This is a genomic window from Ewingella sp. CoE-038-23 (assembly GCF_040419245.1).
Lineage (GTDB): Bacteria > Pseudomonadota > Gammaproteobacteria > Enterobacterales > Enterobacteriaceae > Ewingella > Ewingella allii.
The window spans coordinates 4131362-4152508 of sequence record NZ_JAZHOH010000001.1 but is presented as its reverse complement, the minus strand read 5'-3'; the positions used below and the strand labels follow the sequence as shown (position 1 = coordinate 4152508).

25 protein-coding genes and 1 pseudogene are annotated in these 21147 nt (G+C 52.8%); 23 read left to right on the top strand and 3 right to left on the bottom strand.

What is annotated here, in order from left to right:
- Nucleotides 1-152: 152 nt before the first annotated feature.
- Genes tauA through tauD form a run of 4 tightly spaced genes read left to right on the top strand, consistent with a single transcriptional unit; the run spans nucleotide 153 to nucleotide 3613 of the window.
- A complete protein-coding gene (gene tauA / locus V2154_RS20015; RefSeq protein WP_353503565.1) occupies nucleotides 153-1154 on the top strand; it encodes a taurine ABC transporter substrate-binding protein in 1002 nt (333 codons plus the stop codon).
- A gap of 10 nt (nucleotides 1155-1164) precedes the next feature.
- The gene (gene tauB, locus V2154_RS20010; RefSeq protein WP_353503564.1) at nucleotides 1165-1932 is read left to right on the top strand and encodes a taurine ABC transporter ATP-binding subunit; all 768 of its coding nucleotides are present in this window, start codon (nucleotides 1165-1167) and stop codon (nucleotides 1930-1932) included.
- Nucleotides 1929-2768, top strand: a complete 840-nt coding sequence (tauC, locus tag V2154_RS20005; RefSeq protein WP_353503563.1) for a taurine ABC transporter permease TauC — start codon at nucleotides 1929-1931, stop codon at nucleotides 2766-2768. The genes tauB and tauC overlap by 4 nt, the downstream gene beginning before the upstream one ends.
- Nucleotides 2765-3613 carry a taurine dioxygenase gene (gene tauD, locus V2154_RS20000; protein ID WP_353503562.1) on the top strand — a complete coding sequence of 283 codons (849 nt, stop codon included), beginning with the start codon at nucleotides 2765-2767 and terminating at the stop codon, nucleotides 3611-3613. The genes tauC and tauD overlap by 4 nt, the downstream gene beginning before the upstream one ends.
- 74 nt (nucleotides 3614-3687) lie before the next feature.
- Here tauD and V2154_RS19995 read toward each other — a convergent pair whose 3' ends face one another.
- Nucleotides 3688-5607, bottom strand: coding sequence for an ABC transporter ATP-binding protein (locus V2154_RS19995; protein ID WP_353503561.1), 1920 nt, complete (start codon nucleotides 5605-5607; stop codon nucleotides 3688-3690).
- A 131-nt stretch (nucleotides 5608-5738) separates the two neighbouring features.
- On the opposite strand from V2154_RS19995, the gene kefG reads away from it, so the two are divergent.
- The 4 genes and pseudogenes from kefG to slyD all read left to right on the top strand — a co-directional run bounded on the left by kefG (nucleotide 5739) and on the right by slyD (nucleotide 9135).
- A complete protein-coding gene (gene kefG, locus V2154_RS19990) occupies nucleotides 5739-6293 on the top strand; it encodes a glutathione-regulated potassium-efflux system ancillary protein KefG (RefSeq protein WP_100936566.1) in 555 nt (184 codons plus the stop codon).
- Nucleotides 6293-8099, top strand: a pseudogene (kefB, locus tag V2154_RS19985) (glutathione-regulated potassium-efflux system protein KefB). The gene kefG and the pseudogene kefB overlap by 1 nt, the downstream one beginning before the upstream one ends.
- 113 nt (nucleotides 8100-8212) lie before the next feature.
- On the top strand, nucleotides 8213-8416 hold the full coding sequence (locus V2154_RS19980; protein WP_034793711.1) for a YheV family putative zinc ribbon protein: 204 nt from the start codon (nucleotides 8213-8215) through the stop codon (nucleotides 8414-8416).
- A gap of 119 nt (nucleotides 8417-8535) precedes the next feature.
- A complete protein-coding gene (slyD, locus tag V2154_RS19975) occupies nucleotides 8536-9135 on the top strand; it encodes a peptidylprolyl isomerase (RefSeq protein ID WP_353503560.1) in 600 nt (199 codons plus the stop codon).
- Nucleotides 9136-9217: 82 nt separating this feature from the next.
- On the opposite strand, the gene V2154_RS19970 is transcribed toward slyD, so the two are convergent.
- The gene (locus V2154_RS19970) at nucleotides 9218-9436 is read right to left on the bottom strand and encodes a protein SlyX (protein WP_034793707.1); all 219 of its coding nucleotides are present in this window, start codon (nucleotides 9434-9436) and stop codon (nucleotides 9218-9220) included.
- Nucleotides 9437-9680: 244 nt separating this feature from the next.
- Here V2154_RS19970 and fkpA point away from each other — a divergent pair, with 244 nt between their 5' ends.
- The 11 genes from fkpA (at nucleotide 9681) to bfr (ending at nucleotide 18012) form a co-directional block, all read left to right on the top strand.
- Nucleotides 9681-10529, top strand: a complete 849-nt coding sequence (gene fkpA, locus V2154_RS19965; RefSeq protein WP_353503559.1) for an FKBP-type peptidyl-prolyl cis-trans isomerase — start codon at nucleotides 9681-9683, stop codon at nucleotides 10527-10529.
- Between the two features lie 255 nt (nucleotides 10530-10784).
- Nucleotides 10785-11507, top strand: coding sequence for a helix-turn-helix transcriptional regulator (locus V2154_RS19960; RefSeq protein WP_353503558.1), 723 nt, complete (start codon nucleotides 10785-10787; stop codon nucleotides 11505-11507).
- Nucleotides 11504-11896, top strand: coding sequence for a sulfurtransferase complex subunit TusD (tusD, locus tag V2154_RS19955; RefSeq protein WP_185689107.1), 393 nt, complete (start codon nucleotides 11504-11506; stop codon nucleotides 11894-11896). The genes V2154_RS19960 and tusD overlap by 4 nt, the downstream gene beginning before the upstream one ends.
- 19 nt (nucleotides 11897-11915) lie before the next feature.
- On the top strand, nucleotides 11916-12275 hold the full coding sequence (gene tusC, locus V2154_RS19950; protein ID WP_353503557.1) for a sulfurtransferase complex subunit TusC: 360 nt from the start codon (nucleotides 11916-11918) through the stop codon (nucleotides 12273-12275).
- A gap of 13 nt (nucleotides 12276-12288) precedes the next feature.
- On the top strand, nucleotides 12289-12576 hold the full coding sequence (gene tusB / locus V2154_RS19945; RefSeq protein ID WP_353503556.1) for a sulfurtransferase complex subunit TusB: 288 nt from the start codon (nucleotides 12289-12291) through the stop codon (nucleotides 12574-12576).
- Nucleotides 12577-12719: 143 nt separating this feature from the next.
- Nucleotides 12720-13094 (top strand): 30S ribosomal protein S12, encoded by a 375-nt coding sequence (rpsL, locus tag V2154_RS19940; protein ID WP_013573668.1) that lies wholly within the window; start codon nucleotides 12720-12722, stop codon nucleotides 13092-13094.
- A gap of 96 nt (nucleotides 13095-13190) precedes the next feature.
- A complete protein-coding gene (gene rpsG / locus V2154_RS19935; protein WP_005969574.1) occupies nucleotides 13191-13661 on the top strand; it encodes a 30S ribosomal protein S7 in 471 nt (156 codons plus the stop codon).
- Nucleotides 13662-13757: 96 nt separating this feature from the next.
- Nucleotides 13758-15872, top strand: a complete 2115-nt coding sequence (gene fusA, locus V2154_RS19930) for an elongation factor G (RefSeq protein ID WP_353503555.1) — start codon at nucleotides 13758-13760, stop codon at nucleotides 15870-15872.
- A gap of 71 nt (nucleotides 15873-15943) precedes the next feature.
- Nucleotides 15944-17128, top strand: coding sequence for an elongation factor Tu (tuf, locus tag V2154_RS19925; protein WP_353500571.1), 1185 nt, complete (start codon nucleotides 15944-15946; stop codon nucleotides 17126-17128).
- A gap of 122 nt (nucleotides 17129-17250) precedes the next feature.
- Nucleotides 17251-17445, top strand: a complete 195-nt coding sequence (bfd, locus tag V2154_RS19920; RefSeq protein ID WP_353503554.1) for a bacterioferritin-associated ferredoxin — start codon at nucleotides 17251-17253, stop codon at nucleotides 17443-17445.
- Between the two features lie 84 nt (nucleotides 17446-17529).
- Entirely contained in the window at nucleotides 17530-18012 is a 483-nt protein-coding gene (gene bfr, locus V2154_RS19915) for a bacterioferritin (RefSeq protein WP_353503553.1), read from the top strand.
- Nucleotides 18013-18024: 12 nt separating this feature from the next.
- Here the strand turns inward: bfr and V2154_RS19910 are convergent, their stop codons facing one another.
- Nucleotides 18025-18852 carry a prepilin peptidase gene (locus tag V2154_RS19910; RefSeq protein WP_353503552.1) on the bottom strand — a complete coding sequence of 276 codons (828 nt, stop codon included), beginning with the start codon at nucleotides 18850-18852 and terminating at the stop codon, nucleotides 18025-18027.
- Between the two features lie 394 nt (nucleotides 18853-19246).
- Between V2154_RS19910 and rpsJ the strand changes: the two genes are divergently transcribed.
- Genes rpsJ through rplW form a run of 4 tightly spaced genes read left to right on the top strand, consistent with a single transcriptional unit; the run spans nucleotide 19247 to nucleotide 21142 of the window.
- Complete coding sequence (gene rpsJ, locus V2154_RS19905; protein WP_009639175.1) at nucleotides 19247-19558, top strand: 30S ribosomal protein S10; 312 nt, start codon at nucleotides 19247-19249, stop codon at nucleotides 19556-19558.
- A 33-nt stretch (nucleotides 19559-19591) separates the two neighbouring features.
- A complete protein-coding gene (gene rplC, locus V2154_RS19900) occupies nucleotides 19592-20221 on the top strand; it encodes a 50S ribosomal protein L3 (protein ID WP_353503551.1) in 630 nt (209 codons plus the stop codon).
- A gap of 16 nt (nucleotides 20222-20237) precedes the next feature.
- Nucleotides 20238-20843 (top strand): 50S ribosomal protein L4, encoded by a 606-nt coding sequence (gene rplD, locus V2154_RS19895; protein ID WP_353503550.1) that lies wholly within the window; start codon nucleotides 20238-20240, stop codon nucleotides 20841-20843.
- Nucleotides 20840-21142 (top strand): 50S ribosomal protein L23, encoded by a 303-nt coding sequence (gene rplW / locus V2154_RS19890; protein ID WP_034793691.1) that lies wholly within the window; start codon nucleotides 20840-20842, stop codon nucleotides 21140-21142. Before rplD ends, rplW begins: the two co-directional genes overlap by 4 nt.
- Nucleotides 21143-21147: the final 5 nt, after the last annotated feature.

The window sequence follows — 21147 nt, the reverse complement described above, 5'->3', positions numbered from 1 at the left end:
GGAGGCCTTTTTAAATTCCTTTCATATTCCATAAAGTAATTAAAGATAATTTCTAATTACTTTCTATCCTTTTGTGGCTCCGCTAAAACTGTCTGACAAACCGCCAAAACGGTCTGATAACCCCCTTTAAATCCTGTGCGGAGCAATTTCTTATGGCGAGCAAAACCTTTGGTTCTTTCAAGTTACACGGCGTGGCGCTGGCTTTGAGTCTTACGGCTTTTGGCGCACAGGCGGCGGATGTCACCGTGGCCTACCAAACGTCGGCGGAGCCGGCGAAAGTCGCGCAGGCGGAAAACAGTTTTGGCAAAGAGTCCGGCGCGCAGGTTGACTGGCGCAAGTTCGACAGCGGCTCAAGCGTGCTGCGTGCGTTGGCGTCCGGCGATGTGCAGATTGGCAATATCGGCTCCAGCCCGTTGGCGGTGGCCGCCAGCCAGAAGCTGCCTATTGAAGTGTTTTTGATTGCCTCTGAGCTGGGTAGCTCGGAAGCGCTGGTGGTGAAGAAAGAGATTAAAGACCCGAAAGACTTGGTTGGAAAGCGCATCGCGGTGCCTTTCATCTCCACCACCCATTACAGCCTGCTGTCGGCACTCAAACATTGGGATATCGACCCGAAACAGGTCACCATCGTGAACCTTCAGCCACCGGCCATCGCCGCCGCCTGGGCGCGAGGTGATATTGACGGCGCTTATGTTTGGGCTCCGGCGGTCAATGAGCTGGAGAAAACCGGCAAGGTGCTGACAGACTCCTCGCAGGTCGGCAAATGGGGTTCGCCAACTCTCGACGTGTGGGTAGTGCGCAAGGACTTCGCTAAAGCGCATCCTGAGATTGTCACCGCGTTTGCCCGCAGTGCGTTGAAAGCGCAGGGAGATTACCTGCAACAGCCAGAGAAGTGGCTACAGGACAAAGGCAATCTTGATGCTTTGTCGCGCCTGAGTGGCGTTCCGGCCGAGCAAGTGCCTGATTTAGTGAAGGGAAATCGTTATTTGCCAGTGGACGAGCAGGTCACCCAGCTGGGTAAGCCGGTGGATAAAGCCATTAAAGACACCGCGGCGTTCCTCAAAGAGCAGGGCAAAGTGCAGCAGGTGGACGACGACTACAGCGATTACGTGACTAACCAGTTCGTCAAAGCCGTTCAGGCCAGCCCGAAATCCTGAGGAGAACGCCATGCTTAACGTCTCGCACCTTTCGGCAGAATATCAGGGCCGCCCGGCCCTAAAAGATATCTCTTTGCAGATTGCCAGCGGCGAACTGGTGGTGGTGCTCGGCCCGTCGGGCTGCGGCAAAACCACCTTACTTAACCTGATTGCCGGATTTTTGCCTGCGTCGAGCGGCTCTATCACTCTCGACGGCGTGCCGGTCAGCGGGCCGGGTGCCGATCGCGGCGTGGTGTTCCAGCATGAGGGATTACTGCCGTGGCGCGACGTGGTGAGCAACGTGGAGTTCGGCCTGCAATTGGCGGGCATCAACAAGAGCCAGCGCCGGGAAACCGCGCTGCGCATGCTCAATAAAGTCGGGCTGAAAGACTACGAGCAGCACTTCATCTGGCAGCTTTCCGGCGGGATGCGTCAGCGAGTGGGCATTGCTCGCGCGCTGGCGGCCGACCCGCGCCTGCTGCTGTTGGATGAGCCTTTCGGCGCGCTCGACGCCTTTACTCGCGAACAGATGCAGGAGTTGCTGCTGACTATTTGGCGCGACACCGGCAAACAAATTTTGCTTATTACTCATGATATTGAAGAGGCGGTGTTCCTCGCCAGCGAGCTGTTGCTGCTCTCGCCGGGGCCGGGGCAGGTGGTAGAACGCCTGAAGCTCGACTTCGGCCAGCGTTACGCCAACGGCGAGCCGTGCCGCGCCATCAAGTCAGACCCGCAGTTTATTGCTCAGCGTGAATACGTGCTGAGTAAAGTCTTCCAGCAGCGCGAGGTGTTGATATGAGTCTGGATTCTGCGCTCAACAATCAAACCACCGTGGCAGCCACTCGGCGCTCATGGCTGGCGCGCATTCCGCGCAACGTGCGGCTGAGCATTGCCACGCTGCTGGTGCTAGTGGTGGTGTGGTGGGCGGTGACCGCGCTGAAACTCATCAGCCCGCTGTTTCTCCCCGCGCCGCAGCAGGTGCTGCATCAGCTGTATGTCATCGCCAGCCCGCAAGGCTTTATGGACGCCACGCTGTGGCAGCATTTGGCGGCCAGCCTGACGCGCATTTTGATCGCGCTGCTGGCGGCGGTGGTGATTGGCGTGCCGGTGGGCATTGCTATGGGGCTGAATGATACGGTGCGCGGCATTTTGGACCCGCTGATTGAGTTGTATCGCCCGGTGCCGCCGTTGGCGTACCTGCCGCTGATGGTGATCTGGTTTGGTATCGGCGAAACCTCGAAAATTCTGCTGATCTATCTGGCGATTTTCGCCCCGGTGGCACTCTCCGCCGTGGCGGGCGTGCGCAGCGTTTCTCAGGTGCGAGTCCGCGCCGCGCAGGCCCTCGGCGCCAGTAAGTTACAGGTGTTGCGCTATGTGGTGCTGCCGAGCGCGCTGCCGGAAATTCTGACCGGCATTCGGATTGGCCTCGGCGTCGGCTGGTCCACGCTGGTGGCCGCCGAGCTGATTGCCGCCACGCGCGGTCTAGGTTTTATGGTGCAGTCCGCCGGTGAGTTTTTGGCGACTGATGTGGTTATTGCGGGCATCAGCGTGATCGCGCTGATCGCCTTTAGTCTTGAAATCGGCCTGCGCGCCTTACAGCGCAAACTCACCCCGTGGCACGGAGAACAACAATGAACGAACGTTTGATTATCACGCCGTTAGGCCCGTATATCGGCGCGCAGGTTGAGAATATCGACCTGACTCGTCCCCTGTCTGACGCGCAGTTTGAGCAGTTCTACCACGCTTTGCTCAAGCATCAGGTGCTGTTTGCCCGCAATCAGCCGATCACTCCGGCGCAGCAGCGAGCGCTGGCCGCGCGGTTCGGCGATTTGCACATTCACCCGGTTTACCCGCACGCGCCGGATGTCGAAGAGATCATCGTCCTCGACACCCACGACGACAACCCGCCGGACAATGACAACTGGCACACCGACGTCACCTTTATCGAAACGCCTCCGGCGATTGCGGTGTTGGCGTCAAAGCACCTGCCGACCACCGGCGGCGACACGCTGTGGGCCAGCGGCATTGCGGCCTACGAGGCGCTGTCCGAGCCTTTCCGCCAGTTGCTGACGGGTCTGCAGGCCGAGCACGACTTCACCAAGTCATTCCAGGAATTCAAATATCGCAAGACGCCGGAAGAGCATCAGCAGTGGCAGAAAGCCAAAGAGAAGAACCCGCCGTTGCTGCACCCGGTGATTCGAACTCACCCCGTGAGCGGCAAGCAGGCGCTGTTTGTGAACGAAGGTTTTACCACGCGAATTGTTGGCCTGAGCGAGAAGGAGAGTGCGGCGATCCTGACTTTCCTGTTTAACCACGTGACCAAACCCGAGTTTCAGGTGCGCTGGCGCTGGCAGCAGGATGATATCGCTATCTGGGATAACCGCGTGACGCAGCATTACGCGAATGCGGATTATCTGCCGCAGCGGCGGATTATGCATCGGGCGACGGTGCTGGGTGATAAGCCTTTTTATAAAGGGTGACGCGTGGTTGTGCGGGACTGCGACGGCGTTTAAGGTTTTGCTCCTCCCCTTTCCAGGGGAGGGGGCTAGCCAAATCAACTCTCTACATCAAACGCCTTCGACATCTCTTCGAGCTGTTCTTGGGCGTCGAGCCAGGTCATTTCGGTCTCTTCCAGCGCGCCTTTGGTTTTGGTTTGCTGTTGCAGACACTCGGTGAGCTCGGCTTTGCGGCTGATGTCGTAAATGGCGGAATCGGCGAGCTTCTCTTCAATAGCCGCCAGTTCACTGCTCAGCTTTTCCATCTGCGTTTCCAGCTTGGTTATCTGCTTGCGTAGCGGCTGGGTCTGGTTGCGAAAATCGGCTTCGCGGCGCTTCTGGTCTTTGCGCGATTGCGCGCTGTTTACGCCGCCGTCTTTGGCCGGAGCTTCTTGCTGGCTCTCCTGACGCTGAATCTCCACCAGCCACTGCTGGTAATCTTCCAAATCGCCGTCGAACTGTTCGACTTTGCCGCCGTGAACCAGATAGAGGTCGTCGGTGGTGGAACGCAGTAAGTGGCGGTCGTGCGACACCACCACCATCGCGCCTTCGAAATCGATCAATGCTTCGGTCAGCGCCTGACGCATATCGAGATCCAAGTGGTTGGTTGGTTCGTCGAGCAGCAGCAGGTTAGGGCGCTGCCAGACGATCAGGGCCAGCACCAGACGCGCTTTTTCGCCACCGGAGAAACGGCCGGTCGGGTCTGTCACTTTATCGCCGTGGAAGCCGAAACCGCCGAGATAGTCGCGCAGTTGCTGCTCAGTCTCTTTGCTCGCCAGACGCACTAAGTGCTGCAACGGCGAGTCTTCGGCGCGCAGGAACTCCAGCTGATGCTGGGCGAAGTAGCCCAGTTTGACCCCTTTCGACAGGCCAATATCCCCCTGCAAGGGCGCCATGGTGCCCGCTAACAGCTTAATCAACGTGGATTTACCGGCGCCGTTTCTGCCCAGCAGCCCGATGCGCGAACCTGGCACCAGATTCAGCTTGATGGATTCCAGAATAGTGGTGTCGCCATAGCCCGCGCTGACTTTTTCCATGCGCAGCAGCGGGTCGGGCAAACTTTCTGGCGAACGGAAGCTAAAATGAAAAGGATTATCCACGTGCGCCGGGGCAATCAGCTCCATGCGTTCCAGCATCTTGATACGGCTCTGCGCCTGCTTGGCCTTGGTGGCCTGTGCGCGGAAACGGTCAATATAGCTCTGCAAATGGGCGACTTTCTCTTGCTGGCTCTCAAACAGCGACTGCTGCTGCGCCAGTTTCGTCGCCCGTTGGCGCTCGAAGGAGGAGTAGTTGCCAGTGTATTCGTTCAGCGTTTGCTGCTCGATATGCAGGATTTTATCGACAATCGGGTCGAGGAAATCGCGGTCATGGGAAATCAGCACCAGCGTGCCGGTGTAGCTTTTCAGCCACTTTTCAAGCCAGATCACCGCGTCTAAATCAAGGTGGTTGGTCGGTTCGTCGAGCAGCAGTAAGTCTGAGCGACAAATCAGCGCCTGCGCCAAGTTGAGGCGCATACGCCAGCCGCCCGAGAAGGATTTCACCGGCTGCTGCAATTGGCTTTGGCTAAAGCCCAGCCCGCTGAGCAGGCTGGCGGCGCGCGCCGGAATGGTCCACGCCTGAATGGCGTCGAGCTTGCCGTGGGCGTGAGCGATGGCGTTGCCGTCGTCGCGCTCGTTGGCGGCGTGCAATTCAGATTCTAACTGACGAAACTCGCGGTCGCCGTCGATAACATACTCTATGGCCGGCACGTCAAGCGCGGGCGTTTCCTGATTAACCCAGGCCAAAGCCCAGTTATTCGGGAAAGTCATGTTGCCAGCATCGGCGCTCATTTCGTTTTTCAACAGCGAGATAAGTGTCGATTTACCACAGCCGTTTTTGCCGACCAGACCGACTTTTTGGCCGGGATTAATGGTCGCTGATGCGTTATCTAGCAGGACGTTAGTGCCGCGTCGGATTTGTAATGAGGAGAAAACAATCATAAAGCGCCGTGTTGAGAGTATGTTAAATTGTCACGATCATAAGTTAAACAAGACGTATTGCGTCCTATTTTTAGTCTTTGCGAAGCATGGTAACGGAAAAACCGCACCCTGACGACGCTTTGGAGGTATTGATGTCGCAGCCACCAAAGGTTTTGCTGCTGTATGCCCACCCGGAATCGCCCGATTCGGTCGCCAACCGCGTTTTGTTGCAACAAGCGCAGCAATTAGAGCATGTCACTGTTCACGATTTGTACGCCCACTACCCCGATTTTTTCATCGATATTCACCGCGAACAACAGCTGTTGCGCGACCATAAAGTGATTGTTTTTCAACATCCTCTTTATACCTATAGCTGCCCGGCGCTGCTAAAAGAGTGGATGGATCGCGTCTTGGCTCGCGGCTTTGCCAGCGGCGCAGGCGGCAACGCGTTGCGGGGAAAGTATTGGCGCTCGGTGGTCACTACCGGCGAGCCGGAGGGTGCCTATAAAGCAGGCGGTTATAATCGCTACCCGATGTCGGACATTATGCGCCCCTTCGAGCTGACATCGGCCATGTGCCATATGCACTGGATGACGCCGATTATCATCTATTGGGCCCGCCGCCAGAAACCTGATGTATTACATAGTCATGCGCAGGCTTACGGCGATTGGTTAAGGTCTCCACTGCCACACGGGGGCAATCAATAATGGACGGTTCGAATCTTCCGGCGGCGATTTTGCTGTTTCTGTTCGCTGCCGTGGTTGCAGTACCCATTGCCCAGAAGTTGGGTATTGGCGCGGTGCTCGGCTACCTGCTGGCCGGGATTGCCATCGGCCCGTGGGGGCTAGGTTTTATTCGCGACGTGGATGAAATTCTGCACTTCTCCGAGCTTGGGGTGGTGTTCCTGATGTTTATCATCGGGCTGGAGCTGAACCCCGGCAAGCTGTGGGAGCTGCGCAGGCAGATCTTCGGCGTGGGGGCGGGGCAGGTGATCTTGACCGCCGCCGTGCTGGGCGGGCTGCTCTATCTGACCGACTTCGCATGGCAAGCGGCGCTGATTGGCGGTATTGGTCTGGCGATGTCTTCCACCGCCATGGCCCTGCAATTAATGCGCGACAAGAGCATGACCCGCAATGAAGGTGGGCAGCTCGGCTTCGCGGTATTGCTATTCCAAGATATCGCGGTTATCCCCGCACTGGCGCTAATACCTCTGCTGGCCGGTGGCCCTGAAGGCACCAATAACTGGGGCATGATTGGCCTGAAGGTGCTGGCGTTTGCTGGCATGCTGATTGGCGGGCGTTTCCTGCTTCGACCGATTTTCCGGCTGATCGTGGCCTCCGGCGTGCGCGAAGTGTTCACCGCCGCCGCGCTGCTGTTGGTGCTCGGCTCAGCGCTGTTTATGGATTCACTCGGCTTCTCCATGGCTCGGGACCTTTATCGCCGGGGTGCTGTTGGCGGAAAGTGAGTATCAGCACGAACTGGAAATCGCTATCGAGCCGTTTAAGGGTTTACTGCTCGGGCTGTTCTTTATCTCGGTCGGCATGGCGCTCAACCTTGGCGTGCTTTACACCCACGTGCTCGAAGTGCTGATTGGCGTGGTGGTGCTGGTGTCGATTAAAGGCGCGGTGCTGTACACGCTGGCGCGGGTGTTTGGCATTCGTACCTCGGTCCGGCTGCAATTCTCGGCGGTGCTCAGTCAGGGCGGGGAGTTCGCCTTCGTGCTGTTCTCGGCCGCCGGTGCGCAGAAGGTCATCTCCTCCTCGCAGCTCTCCCTGCTGTTGGTGGTGGTGACGCTGTCGATGATGACCACGCCGCTGCTGATGCAGGCGGTGGATAAGATTCTGGTACGCCGCTACAACGATAACGAAGAGAGCGATGAGAAGCACTTCGTGCAGGATGACCAGCCGCAGGTGATTATCGTCGGCTTTGGGCGTTTTGGTCAGGTGATTGGCCGCCTGCTGATGGCCAACAAGAAACGCATTACCGTGCTGGAGCGCGATATCAGCGCCGTCGGCCTGATGCGCACCTATGGGTATAAAGTCTATTACGGCGATGCCACCGAGCTGGAACTGCTGCGAGCCTCTGGCGCGGAGAAAGCCAAATCTATCGTGATCACCTGTAATGAGCCGGAAGATACGATGGAAATCGTGCATCTGTGCCAGCAGCATTTCCCACATCTGAATATTCTGGCGCGTGCTCGCGGGCGTGTTGAAGCCCACGAGCTATTGCAGGCGGGCGTGACTCACTTCTCGCGTGAAACCTTCTCCAGCGCGCTGGAGTTAGGCAAGAAGACGCTGGTGACGCTGGGGATGCATCCGCACAGCGCCTACCGCGCGCAGCAGCACTTCCGCCGTCTGGATATGCGCATGTTGCGCGAACTGGTGCCGCAAAACCGTGGCGACGTGGCGCAGATTTCCCGTGTGAAAGAGGCGCGGCGCGAGCTGGAAGACATCTTCCAAAGTGAAATGCACAACGAGCGCCGCCAGCTGGATGGCTGGGACGACGACGAATAAGCCGGGTTTATGGCATTTGAGCAGCCCGGCGGATAAATTTTTTTTTGCAAAACGTTTCACCTGCCCCCATGTATAAAGCAGGCGCAAGACGCAACATTTTTGGAGAGTAAGTCATGGCTACAACCCGTAAACGTTTCATCGCTGGCGCCGTTTGCCCGCAATGTAAGGCGCTGGATACCCTCGCTTTATGGATTGAAGATCAGGTTGAGGTGGTCGAGTGCATCAAGTGCGGTTTGCATAAACGCCAGACCGATGAGCAGGTGGATAAAACCTTGCGCCGCGACGAACAAGTTATCGGTATTTTTGATCCGAAGTAGCGCTAATAGTCGCGTTTTTTGTATGCTATCAGGTACAGAGGCGCGGATTTCCGTTACACTCTTCGCCAAATTTATTCGGCACTGTTGTTGTCATTCAGTTTCCAACGGTAGGAGTTATCATGAAAGTAGCAAAAGACCTGGTCGTCAGCGTGGCATATCAGGTACGTACAGAAGACGGTGTGTTGGTTGATGAATCACCGGTGAGCGCACCGTTGGATTATCTGCACGGTCATGGTTCCCTGATCTCCGGTCTGGAAACCGCGCTGGATGGTCATGCAGTCGGTGACAAATTCGACGTGCACGTTGGCGCCAACGACGCTTACGGCAACTACGACGAAAACCTGGTGCAGCGCGTTCCTAAAGACGTGTTCATGGGTGTTGAAGAGCTGGAAGTGGGTATGCGTTTTCTGGCTGACACCGATCAGGGTCCAGTTCCAGTAGAAATCACTGAAGTTGATGGCGACCACGTTGTTGTTGATGGCAACCACATGCTGGCTGGCCAGAACCTGAACTTCCACGTAGAAGTGGTCGCGATCCGCGAAGCCACGGCTGAAGAACTGGCTCACGGCCACGTTCACGGCGAGCACGGTCATGACCATGGTCACGACCACGACCACGGCGGTTGCTGCGGCGGCCACGGTCACAGCCATGATCACGATCACGGCCATGACCACGGCAGCAAAGGCGGTTGCGGTAACGGCGGATGTGGTTGCCACTAAGGCCCACTGAGTCGTTAAAGTGAAAAAGGCACCCAATGGGTGCCTTTTTTGTTGCTGCGTCGTGCGGCGTAAGCCTGTGGCATTAGTAATGGGGCGGCGGCGTCTCTTCCGACTGATCGGCGATTTGCGACGGCTGCGACGCGCGCAGCTTATCGGTCAATAAGCGCAGGTGATCATGCAGCCGACTCATTTCTAACTGGTGCGATGTGACGATGTGATTGAGTTCATCAATAGTCACTTCCTGAAATGCCAGACGGCTTTCTAGCATCTCTAAACGTTTCTCGATGGCGCTCTGGTCCATGGGTTTCACCTCTTATGCTGCAATGGACGGATTCTACCTGCAAATGCGGGGAATTACCTGACGGGCTGTCTGAGAGTTTTCGTATTTTAAGGAAATTAAGAAACTTATTGTCGCAAAAAGGTTCTGAATAATACGCTATTGGTTAGTATAGAGATTGTCTTGTTCGAACATGGACAGTTATAGTAACCGCCGTACTTTCGTTATTGTTACCTGAGGCTACGTGCTTCAGGTCTTGGAGAAATGGATGAAATCACTGTTTAAAGTAACACTGTTAGCGACCACCATGGCACTGGCACTGAATGCGACGCAGGCCATGGCAGATGATGCAGCAAAAGCTGCTCCAGCTCCTGCCGCTGCACCAGCCGCCGCCGCACCGGCAGCGACTGCTACAACTAAGTTTAATAGTGATGATGAGCAGGCTGCTTACGCGCTGGGTGCTTCACTTGGCCGCTACATGGACAATTCTCTGAAAGAACAAGAGAAATTGGGCATCAAACTGGACAAAGACCAGTTGATCGCTGGTGTGCAGGACGCGTTTGCGAACAAGAGCAAACTGTCTGACGCCGACATCGAAAAAACGCTGCAAACTTTCGAAGGCCGCGTGAAGGCTTCCGCTCAGGCTAAAGTTGAACAAGACGCTAAAGCTAACGCAGAGAAAGGCGACAAATTCCGTGCTGACTTCGCCAAGACTAAAGGCGTGAAGAAAACTGAATCTGGCCTGCTGTATCAGGTAGAAAAACCAGGTACTGGCGAAGTGCCGAAAGACAGCGACACCGTAGTTGTTAACTACAAAGGTACTCTGACCGACGGGACTGAGTTCGATAACTCTTATACTCGCGGCGAGCCACTTTCCTTCCGTCTTGACGGCGTGATCCCAGGCTGGACCGAAGGGCTGAAGCACGTTAAGAAAGGCGGTAAAATCAAGCTGGTCATTCCACCAGACTTGGCTTACGGCAAAACGGGCGTCCCGGGCATCCCTGCAAACTCTACTCTGGTATTCGACGTAGAACTGCTGGACGTTAAAGCCGCGCCTAAAGCTGACCCAAAAGCGGCAGACCAGCCAGCTGACGCTGCAGCACCTAAAACAAACTAATCTGTTTTGGTTGCTCTGAAAAACCGTCGCTAAACGCGGCGGTTTTTTTTGCCTGAAAGATTAATTCCGGCTGTGACCCTCATTTTACTGCGGTTACTCTATGATGATCACTTGACGCGTTTGCCTGTCGAGCATAACGTCACTATTCCATGTGATCTCAAGGGTGTCTGCCTGTTTACAGCAGTCAAGGCCCCGAATATTGATTGATGCGTATTGCTGGTTCAAGCGAGCGCAATGTAGAGGGTGGTAGCTTCGATGTCTAATTCGCTTATATCTGGCGAAACCGGCGAACTGGATTTGCTGGACCAACGTCCTTTCACTCAGACCGACCACGAAATTCTCACCTCCTATAAGGCGGTAGTTGATGGTCTGGCGATGCTTATCGGCGAGCACTGTGAAATTGTTCTGCATTCTCTTGAAGACTTGAAATGCTCGGCGATTCGAATTGCCAATGGTGAACACACCGGGCGTAAAATCGGTTCGCCTATTACCGACCTGGCGCTGCGCATGCTGCACGATATGACAGGTGCCGACAGCAATGTGTCGAAAGCCTATTTCACTCGCGCCAAAAGTGGCGTGTTGATGAAGTCAGTCACCATCGCTATTCGCAATCGCGAGCAGCGAGTGATTGGCTTGCTCTGTATCAACATGAACCTCGACGTGCCTTTCTCGCAAATCATGCAGACCTTTATGCCGCCAGAAACGCAGGAAGTGGCGCCTTCGGTGAACTTCGCCTCGTCGGTTGACGATTTGGTGGCACAAACGCTGGAGTTCACCATTGAAGAGGTGAATGCCGACCGCAACGTGTCGAATAACGCCAAGAATCGTCAGGTGGTTCTGAATCTTTACGAGAAAGGCATTTTTGATATCAAAGATGCCATTAACCAGGTGGCCGATCGTCTGAACATCTCCAAACACACGGTTTATCTCTATATCCGCCAATTTAAGAGCGGCGACCTGGTGGGGAACGAACGTTGAAACTGCGTTATTGCTTGCTGGTGACCGGCCCTGCCTACGGCACACAACAAGCCAGCGCGGCCTATCAATTTGCTCTGGCGCTGTTAGCCGCCGGGCATCAGTTAGACAGCATCTTTTTCTATCGCGAAGGCGTTCTGAACGGCAATCAGCTTTCTGCGCCAGCTTCAGACGAGTTCGACTTGGTGCGCGCCTGGCAGCGATTGGCCGTCGACAACCACGTGGCGCTGAATGTCTGCGTGGCAGCCGCGCTGCGCCGTGGCGTGATTGATGGCGATGAAGCCCGCAATCAGGGCGGTGAGTTTGCTAACCTGCAATCAGGTTTTGCCTTGACCGGGCTGGGAAGTTTGGCGGAAGCGTCGCTGACCTGCGATCGGCTAGTGCAGTTTTAAATACAAGGTGTAATCCAATATGAAAAAAGTCGCCTTTATTTTTACGCATGGGCCACACGGCAGTTCTGCAGGCAGGGAAGGACTTGATGCTTTGCTCGCCACCTCGGCGTTAACTGAAGACATTGGCGTGTTCTTTATCGCCGATGGCGTATTTCAGCTGTTACCGAACCAACAGCCAGAAAAAATTCTTTCGCGTAATTATATCGTCACTTACGGCGTTTTATCCTTATACGATATCGACCAGTGTTTCATCTGCGAGGAGTCCTTGGCGGCGCGCGGATTGTCGAGTGTGGACAGCTGGGTGCTGGATGTTGAGAGGCTGGCGGCGGCTGAATTGCGCGCTAAGTTAGCGGAATACGATGTCGTGATGACATTTTAATGCAGGAAAAACCATGCTTTTTACCTTAGCGAATTCTCCCCAAGCGTGTGATTTCCCCACACTTGTTAGTCTGATTGGCTCACAGGACGCTTTACTGCTGATGCAAGACGGCGTACTGGCGGCCTTGAAAGACAGCGCGGCGCACCCATATCTAGCTACGGCAGAACATTCCGTCTATGCCCTAAGTGAAGATTTAGCCGCCCGAGGATTGGTTGGTCAAATTTCACACAATATTACGCTGATCGACTATACTGGTTTCGTCGCGCTGACCGAAAAACACCCTCAGCAAATCGCATGGTGATCACCTCCAACGCTGTATATTTCTTGACACCTTTGTAGGTCAGCCCTAAAATTCTGCGTCCCCATATTAGCTAATGCTGTATATGGGGTGATTTAACACGCGTTTACAAAGTAGTTTATGAACCAAAATCCAGGAGCTTTTTAATGGCAACAATTAATCAGCTGGTACGCAAACCACGCTCTACGAAGGTTGCTAAAAGCAACGTTCCAGCGCTGGAAGCTTGCCCGCAGAAACGTGGCGTATGTACTCGTGTATATACCACCACTCCTAAAAAACCAAACTCCGCACTGCGTAAAGTATGCCGTGTGCGTTTGACTAACGGTTTTGAAGTTACCTCCTACATCGGCGGTGAAGGTCATAACCTGCAGGAACACTCCGTGATCCTGATCCGTGGCGGTCGTGTAAAAGACTTGCCAGGTGTGCGTTATCACACCGTCCGTGGCGCGCTGGACTGTTCAGGCGTTAAGGATCGTAAGCAATCTCGTTCTAAATACGGCGTCAAGAAGCCGAAGTCTTAATGGTTCTCCGTTAAGTAAGGCCAAACATTTTTACATTAATGTCAAAATAAACTCTTTGAGTTTTGGACAATCCTGAATTAACAACGGAGTATTTCCATGCCACGTCGTCGCGTCATTGGTCAACGTAAAATTCTGCCAGATCCTAAGTTCGGGTCCGAACTGCTGGCTAAATTCGTAAACATTCTGATGGTAGATGGTAAAAAATCTACTGCAGAAGCAATCGTCTACACTGCTCTTGAGACCCTGGCTCAACGTAGCGGTAAAGGCCACCTGGAAGCTTTCGAAGTCGCTCTGGACAACGTTCGTCCGACTGTCGAAGTTAAGTCCCGCCGCGTAGGTGGTTCTACTTATCAGGTTCCAGTTGAAGTACGTCCGGTTCGTCGTAATGCCCTGGCAATGCGTTGGATCGTTGAAGCTGCTCGTAAACGCGGTGATAAATCCATGGCTCTTCGCCTGGCGAACGAACTTTCTGACGCAGCAGAGAACAAAGGTACTGCTGTTAAGAAACGTGAAGACGTTCACCGTATGGCTGAAGCCAACAAGGCGTTCGCCCACTACCGCTGGTAATCACTTCGCAGTAGTTATGCTAACCAAGCGGGCGCTTCAAGAAGCCAACCCGCTTGGGTTAACTGAACTTGAACGTCCTAGTTATAGAGGAATCAAATGGCTCGTAAAACACCCATTGAGCGCTACCGTAACATTGGTATCAGTGCTCACATCGACGCCGGTAAAACGACCACTACCGAACGTGTTTTGTTCTACACCGGTGTAAACCACAAAATCGGTGAAGTTCATGATGGCGCAGCTACCATGGACTGGATGGAGCAAGAACAGGAACGTGGTATTACCATCACGTCCGCTGCTACCACCTGTTACTGGGCTGGTATGGCTAAGCAGTTCGAACCACACCACATCAACATCATCGACACCCCAGGGCACGTTGACTTCACCATCGAAGTAGAACGTTCCATGCGTGTTCTTGATGGCGCGGTAATGGTTTACTGTGCTGTTGGTGGTGTTCAGCCACAGTCTGAGACCGTATGGCGTCAGGCAAACAAATATAAAGTTCCTCGTATCGCGTTCGTTAACAAAATGGACCGTATGGGTGCTAACTTCCTGAAAGTTGTTGATCAGATTGAAAAACGTCTGGGCGCAACTCCGGTGCCTCTGCAACTGGCAATCGGCGCGGAAGAGAAATTCACCGGTGTTGTTGACCTGGTGAAGATGAAAGCTATCAACTGGAACGAAGCTGATCAGGGCGTGACCTTCGAATACGAAGAGATCCCAGCTGACATGCAAGAACTGGCTGAAGAATGGCATCAGAAACTGGTTGAGTCCGCTGCTGAAGGCTCTGATGAGCTGATGGAGAAATTCTTTGGTGGCGAAGAGTTGACTGAAGAAGAGATCAAAACTTCTCTGCGTAAGCGCGTTCTGAACAACGAAATCATCCTGGTTACCTGTGGTTCTGCGTTTAAAAACAAAGGCGTACAGGCAATGCTGGATGCTGTTGTTGAGTATCTGCCAGCACCAACCGACGTTGAAGCTATCAACGGTATGTTGGATGACGGTAAAGACACTCCAGCAGTTCGTCACTCTGATGATGCCGAGCCGTTCTCTGCTCTGGCGTTCAAAATCGCAACTGACCCATTCGTGGGTAACTTGACGTTCTTCCGTGTTTATTCCGGTCTCGTCAACTCAGGTGACACTGTATTTAACCCAGTGAAATCTCAGCGCGAACGTCTGGGCCGTATCGTTCAGATGCACGCTAACAAGCGTGAAGAAATTAAAGAAGTTCGTGCGGGCGACATCGCTGCGGCAATCGGTTTGAAAGACGTAACTACCGGTGACACTCTGTGTGATCCAGACAATGTGATCATTCTGGAGCGTATGGAGTTCCCTGAGCCGGTTATCTCCGTTGCGGTAGAACCAAAAACCAAAGCTGACCAAGAAAAAATGGGTCTGGCTCTGGGCCGTCTGGCGAAAGAAGACCCATCATTCCGCGTATGGACTGACGAAGAATCTGGTCAGACTATCATCGCAGGTATGGGTGAGCTTCACCTGGACATCTTGGTTGACCGTATGCGTCGCGAATTTAACGTTGAAGCGAACGTCGGTAAGCCACAAGTTGCTTACCGTGAAGCAATTCGCGGTAAAGTTACCGACGTTGAAGGTAAACACGCTAAGCAGTCTGGTGGTCGCGGTCAGTATGGTCACGTTGTGATCGACATGTACCCACTAGAACCTGGCACAAATCCGAAAGGATATGAGTTTGTCAACGAAATCAAAGGCGGTGTGATTCCAACTGAATTCATCGGCGCGATTGACAAAGGCATCCAGGAACAGCTGAAGTCTGGTCCACTGGCGGGTTACCCGGTAGTAGATCTGGGCGTGCGTCTGCACTTCGGTTCTTACCATGACGTTGACTCCTCTGAGCTGGCGTTTAAACTGGCCGCTTCTATCGCCTTCAAAGATGGCTTTAAGAAAGCGAAACCAGTTCTGCTTGAGCCGATCATGAAGGTTGAAGTAGAAACTCCGGAAGAGAACACTGGTGATGTCATCGGTGACCTTAGCCGTCGTCGTGGTCAACTGAAAGGTCAGGAATCCAACGCTACTGGCGTTCAGATTCACGCTGAAGTTCCGTTGTCCGAGATGTTCGGATACGCAACTCAACTGCGTTCTCTGACCAAAGGCCGTGCTTCTTACTCCATGGAGTTCCTGAAGTACGATGATGCGCCGAACAACGTCGCTCAGGCCGTTATTGAAGCTCGTGGCAAATAAGCCACTGGTTTAAACACAATGATCCAGTGCTCTCTCTATGAAGGGGGAGCACAAGAGTAAGGAATATAGCCGTGTCTAAAGAAAAATTTGAACGTACAAAACCGCACGTTAACGTTGGTACTATCGGCCACGTTGACCACGGTAAAACTACCCTGACTGCTGCAATCACTACCGTTCTGGCTAAAACCTACGGCGGTGCTGCTCGTGCCTTCGACCAGATCGATAACGCACCAGAAGAAAAAGCTCGTGGTATCACCATCAACACTTCTCACGTTGAATATGACACCCCAAGCCGTCACTACGCGCACGTAGACTGCCCAGGACACGCCGACTATGTGAAAAACATGATCACCGGTGCTGCTCAGATGGACGGCGCGATCCTGGTTGTTGCTGCAACTGATGGCCCTATGCCACAGACTCGTGAGCACATCCTGCTGGGTCGCCAGGTTGGCGTTCCATTCATGATCGTATTCATGAACAAATGCGACATGGTTGATGACGAAGAGCTGCTGGAACTGGTAGAAATGGAAGTTCGTGAACTTCTGTCTGCTTACGATTTCCCAGGCGACGACATCCCAGTTGTTCGTGGTTCAGCGCTGAAAGCACTGGAAGGCGAAGCAGAGTGGGAAGCTAAGATCATCGAACTGGCTGGCTTCCTGGATAGCTACATCCCAGAACCAGAGCGTGCGATTGACAAGCCATTCCTGCTGCCAATCGAAGACGTATTCTCCATCTCCGGTCGTGGTACCGTTGTTACCGGTCGTGTAGAGCGCGGTATCATCAAAGTTGGCGAAGAAGTTGAAATCGTTGGTATCAAAGACACCGTTAAGTCTACCTGTACCGGCGTTGAAATGTTCCGCAAACTGCTGGACGAAGGCCGTGCTGGTGAGAACGTTGGTGTTCTGCTGCGTGGTATCAAGCGTGAAGACATCGAACGTGGTCAGGTACTGGCTAAACCAGGTTCAATCAAACCACACACCAAATTTGACTCAGAAGTGTATATCCTGAGCAAAGATGAAGGCGGCCGTCATACTCCGTTCTTCAAAGGTTACCGTCCACAGTTCTACTTCCGTACAACTGACGTGACCGGTACCATCGAACTGCCAGAAGGCGTAGAGATGGTAATGCCAGGTGACAACATCAACATGGTAGTAACCCTGATCCACCCAATCGCGATGGATGACGGTCTGCGTTTCGCAATCCGTGAAGGTGGCCGTACTGTTGGTGCAGGTGTTGTTGCTAAAGTTATCGCTTAATCGCTGATAATTTCTGCAATAGAAAAGAGGGTGCTTCGGCACCCTTTTTTTATGCCTGAGTGTTGCAGTAATAACGATTCTCATTTACAGTTAGCTCAGGTTTTGTTCGATGTGTGGTTTCTATGTACGTGTGTTTATGTAATAGCGTTAGTGATAAAACAATCCGTCAGGCAGTTCGTCGCTATCAGCCCCAAACGTTCCAGCAGCTTAGAAGTTTTGTTCCGGTAGGTACGCAGTGCGGTAAATGTATCCGCGTCGCGCGCCAGATAATGGAAGACGAATTGCAGCAGATTCCACAATTCGACAATATCGCTTAAAAATACCTCGCCAAATGTAAGCCTTTTCTTTGACTTACTCTGAACCGGATCTACGCTTTAGATACCGGAACGGAGGAGTTACCTATGAAAGGCGATAAAAAAGTCATTGCACACCTCAATAAACTTCTTGGAAATGAACTGGTTGCAATCAATCAGTATTTTTTGCACGCCCGAATGTTTAAAAACTGGGGTCTGATGAGACTCAATGGCATCGAATACCATGAGTCAATTGATGAGATGAAGCATGCGGACCTCTATATCGAGCGCATTCTCTTCTTGGAAGGCATTCCTAATTTGCAAGATCTCGGCAAACTCAATATCGGGGAAGATGTTGAGGAGATGCTGAAGTCAGATTTATTGCTTGAGCTCGACGGGGCCAAAGACCTGCGTGAGGCAATCGCCTACGCCGATACAGTCCACGACTACGTTAGCCGTGATTTGATGATTAACATCCTCGCTGACGAAGAACATCACATTGATTGGATTGAAACCGAGCTCGAACTCATTGGGCGCGTGGGGATCCAAAACTACCTTCAGTCTCAACTCAAAGAAGAATCACAGAAATAGCGATGTGCTTTATTAGAACGTCAGCCAGACAGAGTCACTCTGCTGGCTGATATACACAATAAGCCCCGCAGAGGCTAAGCTCGGGCCGAACGGAATTTGCTTAGTCATATGATTTCTCCTTTTGCTTACCAGTGCGAACACCATTCCCGTCAACGCAGCCAAAATGCATAGGTGCGGCAACATTTGCCAGCCAACCCAGACGCCCAGTGCCGCAAGCAGCTTGAAGTCACCATATCCCATCCCTTCCTTACCTGTGACTATTTTGACTCCCCAGTATAAAAACCATAAAGACAAGTATCCGGCCACCGCGCCATAAACTGCATCTTGCAGCGCCACGTTGCCTAAGAATGAATTGACCAGCAAACCTGCCCACAGTAGTTGCAATGTCAGGCTATCCGGCAGCAAGGATGTGGCAAGGTCAATCAGGCTCAGCGCCAACAGAAACCAAAACAAGATAAGTGCGGCGCATAAAGCCGCTGGGGTTGAGAGCATGAAAGAAAGTGCTAAAAAGCCTAGGGCGCACAGACCTTCATTAAAAGGGTAAAAGCCAGGGATCTTACTCTGACAGTAGTGGCATCTCCCTTTCAAAACCAACCAACTGAGCAGCGGAACGTTATGCCAACACCGCAAAGTGTGTTGGCAGGCAGGGCAATGGGAAGAAGGGAAAGAAAGATTAAATCTGTGTGTGGTAATTCTTTCCGCTCGAGCAATAATCAAAGGGATACGGTAAACCACCACATTGAGAAAGCTGCCGGCAAGCAGCCCGAAGAGAGTGATGCCGCTGTGGTAAAACCAACCCTGCGATATTACAGCACCACCAAGTAACTGCCATTCATCCATTTTGCCTTCCTCCATGAAGGGTATCTAAGCCGATTGCTGGCTAATCCTTCAGCGCAAGTTATCAGCAGAGAGGGGGAGGGGACGAGAGGTTTTTGTCTTTTGAAGGGCTTAAAAAGCCGTTCTGCGATCAGTGCTGGAAAGTGATGAGTGCAAAATAAAAGCATTTTGTTTGCCGTATTGGTTGCTTCCTACCTCTATTTACGTATAATGCGCGGGCTTACCTAATCTTGGTAAGCCTAATTCGATAAGGATTAGTTGATTAGCAATGCTGTACCGCTAATCAAACAATACTCCCGATATGGGGGTTATATGAAGAACGATTACACTCTCCCATCAATCGAAATGGGTTTGAGGAGTAATTATTTACGTTTAAAATAATTGGAGCTCTGGTCTCATGCAGAACCAAAGAATCCGTATCCGCCTGAAAGCGTTTGATCATCGTTTGATCGATCAATCAACTGCGGAAATCGTTGAGACTGCGAAGCGCACTGGTGCGCAAGTTCGTGGTCCAATCCCGCTGCCGACCCGCAAAGAGCGCTTTACCATTCTGATTTCTCCGCACGTCAATAAAGATGCGCGCGATCAGTATGAGATTCGCACTCACAAGCGTCTGGTTGACATCGTTGAGCCAACCGAGAAAACCGTTGATGCTCTGATGCGTCTGGATCTGGCTGCTGGTGTAGACGTGCAGATCAGCCTGGGTTAATCAGGGTCATTGAGCGATTGAGAGGTTGAAACAATGATTGGTTTAGTCGGTAAGAAAGTGGGTATGACACGTATCTTCACAGAAGATGGTGTTTCTATCCCAGTAACCGTTATCGAAATTGAAGCAAACCGCGTTACTCAGGTCAAAGACCTGGACAACGACGGTTACCGTGCTGTGCAAGTTACTACTGGTAGCAAAAAAGCTAACCGTGTAACTAAACCAGAAGCGGGTCACTTCGCTAAAGCTGGCGTAGAAGCTGGCCGCGGTCTGTGGGAATTCCGCCTTGCAGAAGGTGAAGAATTTACTGCAGGTCAGGACATTAGCGTTGAAATTTTCGCAGACGTTAAGAAAGTAGATGTTACCGGTACTTCTAAAGGTAAAGGTTTTGCTGGCACAGTTAAGCGCTGGAATTTCCGTACCCAAGACGCTACCCACGGTAACTCCTTGTCTCACCGTGTTCCGGGTTCTATCGGTCAGAACCAGACTCCGGGCAAAGTGTTCAAAGGCAAGAAAATGGCAGGCCAACTGGGTAACGAGCGTGTAACCGTTCAAAGCCTGGACGTAGTACGTGTTGACGCTGAGCGCAACCTGCTGCTGGTCAAGGGTGCTGTTCCGGGTGCTACCGGTGGCAACCTGATCGTTAAACCTGCTGTTAAGGCTTAACGTCGAGGAGATAGGAATGGAATTAGTAGTGAAAGACGCGCAAAGCGCGCTGACTGTTTCCGAAACTACCTTCGGGCGTGATTTCAATGAAGCGCTGGTACACCAGGTCGTTGTTGCGTATGCAGCAGGTGCCCGTCAAGGTACTCGCGCTCAGAAGACCCGTGCTGAAGTAACTGGTTCCGGTAAAAAACCATGGCGTCAGAAAGGTACTGGCCGTGCGCGAGCAGGTTCTGTAAAGAGCCCAATCTGGCGTTCCGGTGGTGTTACCTTCGCTGCAAAGCCACAGGACCACAGTCAAAAAGTAAATAAAAAGATGTACCGCGGCGCGCTGAAAAGCATTCTGTCCGAACTGGTACGTCAAGATCGCTTGATCGTAGTCGAGCAGTTCTCTGTAGAAGCGCCTAAAACTAAGCTGCTGGCACAGAAACTGAAAGACATGGCTCTGGAAGACGTGCTGATTGTAACTGGCGAAGTCGACGAGAACCTGTTCCTGGCCGCACGCAACCTGTACAAGGTTGATGTTCGTGATGTAGCAGGTATCGATCCAGTAAGCCTGATCGCCTTCGACAAAGTCGTTATGACTTCTGACGCGGTGAAGCAAGTTGAGGAGATGCTGGCATGATTCGTGAAGAACGTCTGCTGAAAGTGCTGCGCGCGCCGCACGTTTCTGAAAAAGCTTCTACTGCGATGGAAAAGAACAACACCATCGTTCTCAAAGTTGCCAAAGACGCGACTAAAGCAGAAATCAAAGCTGCGGTTAAGAAACTGTTTGAAGTCGAAGTCGAAGACGTTAACACCCTGCTTGTTAAAGGCAAAGTGAAGCGTCACGGTCAGCGTGTTGGTCGTCGTAGCGACTGGAAAAAAGCTTACGTTACCCTGAAAGAAGGCCAGAATCTGGACTTCATCAGCGGCGCAGAGTAAGTCGG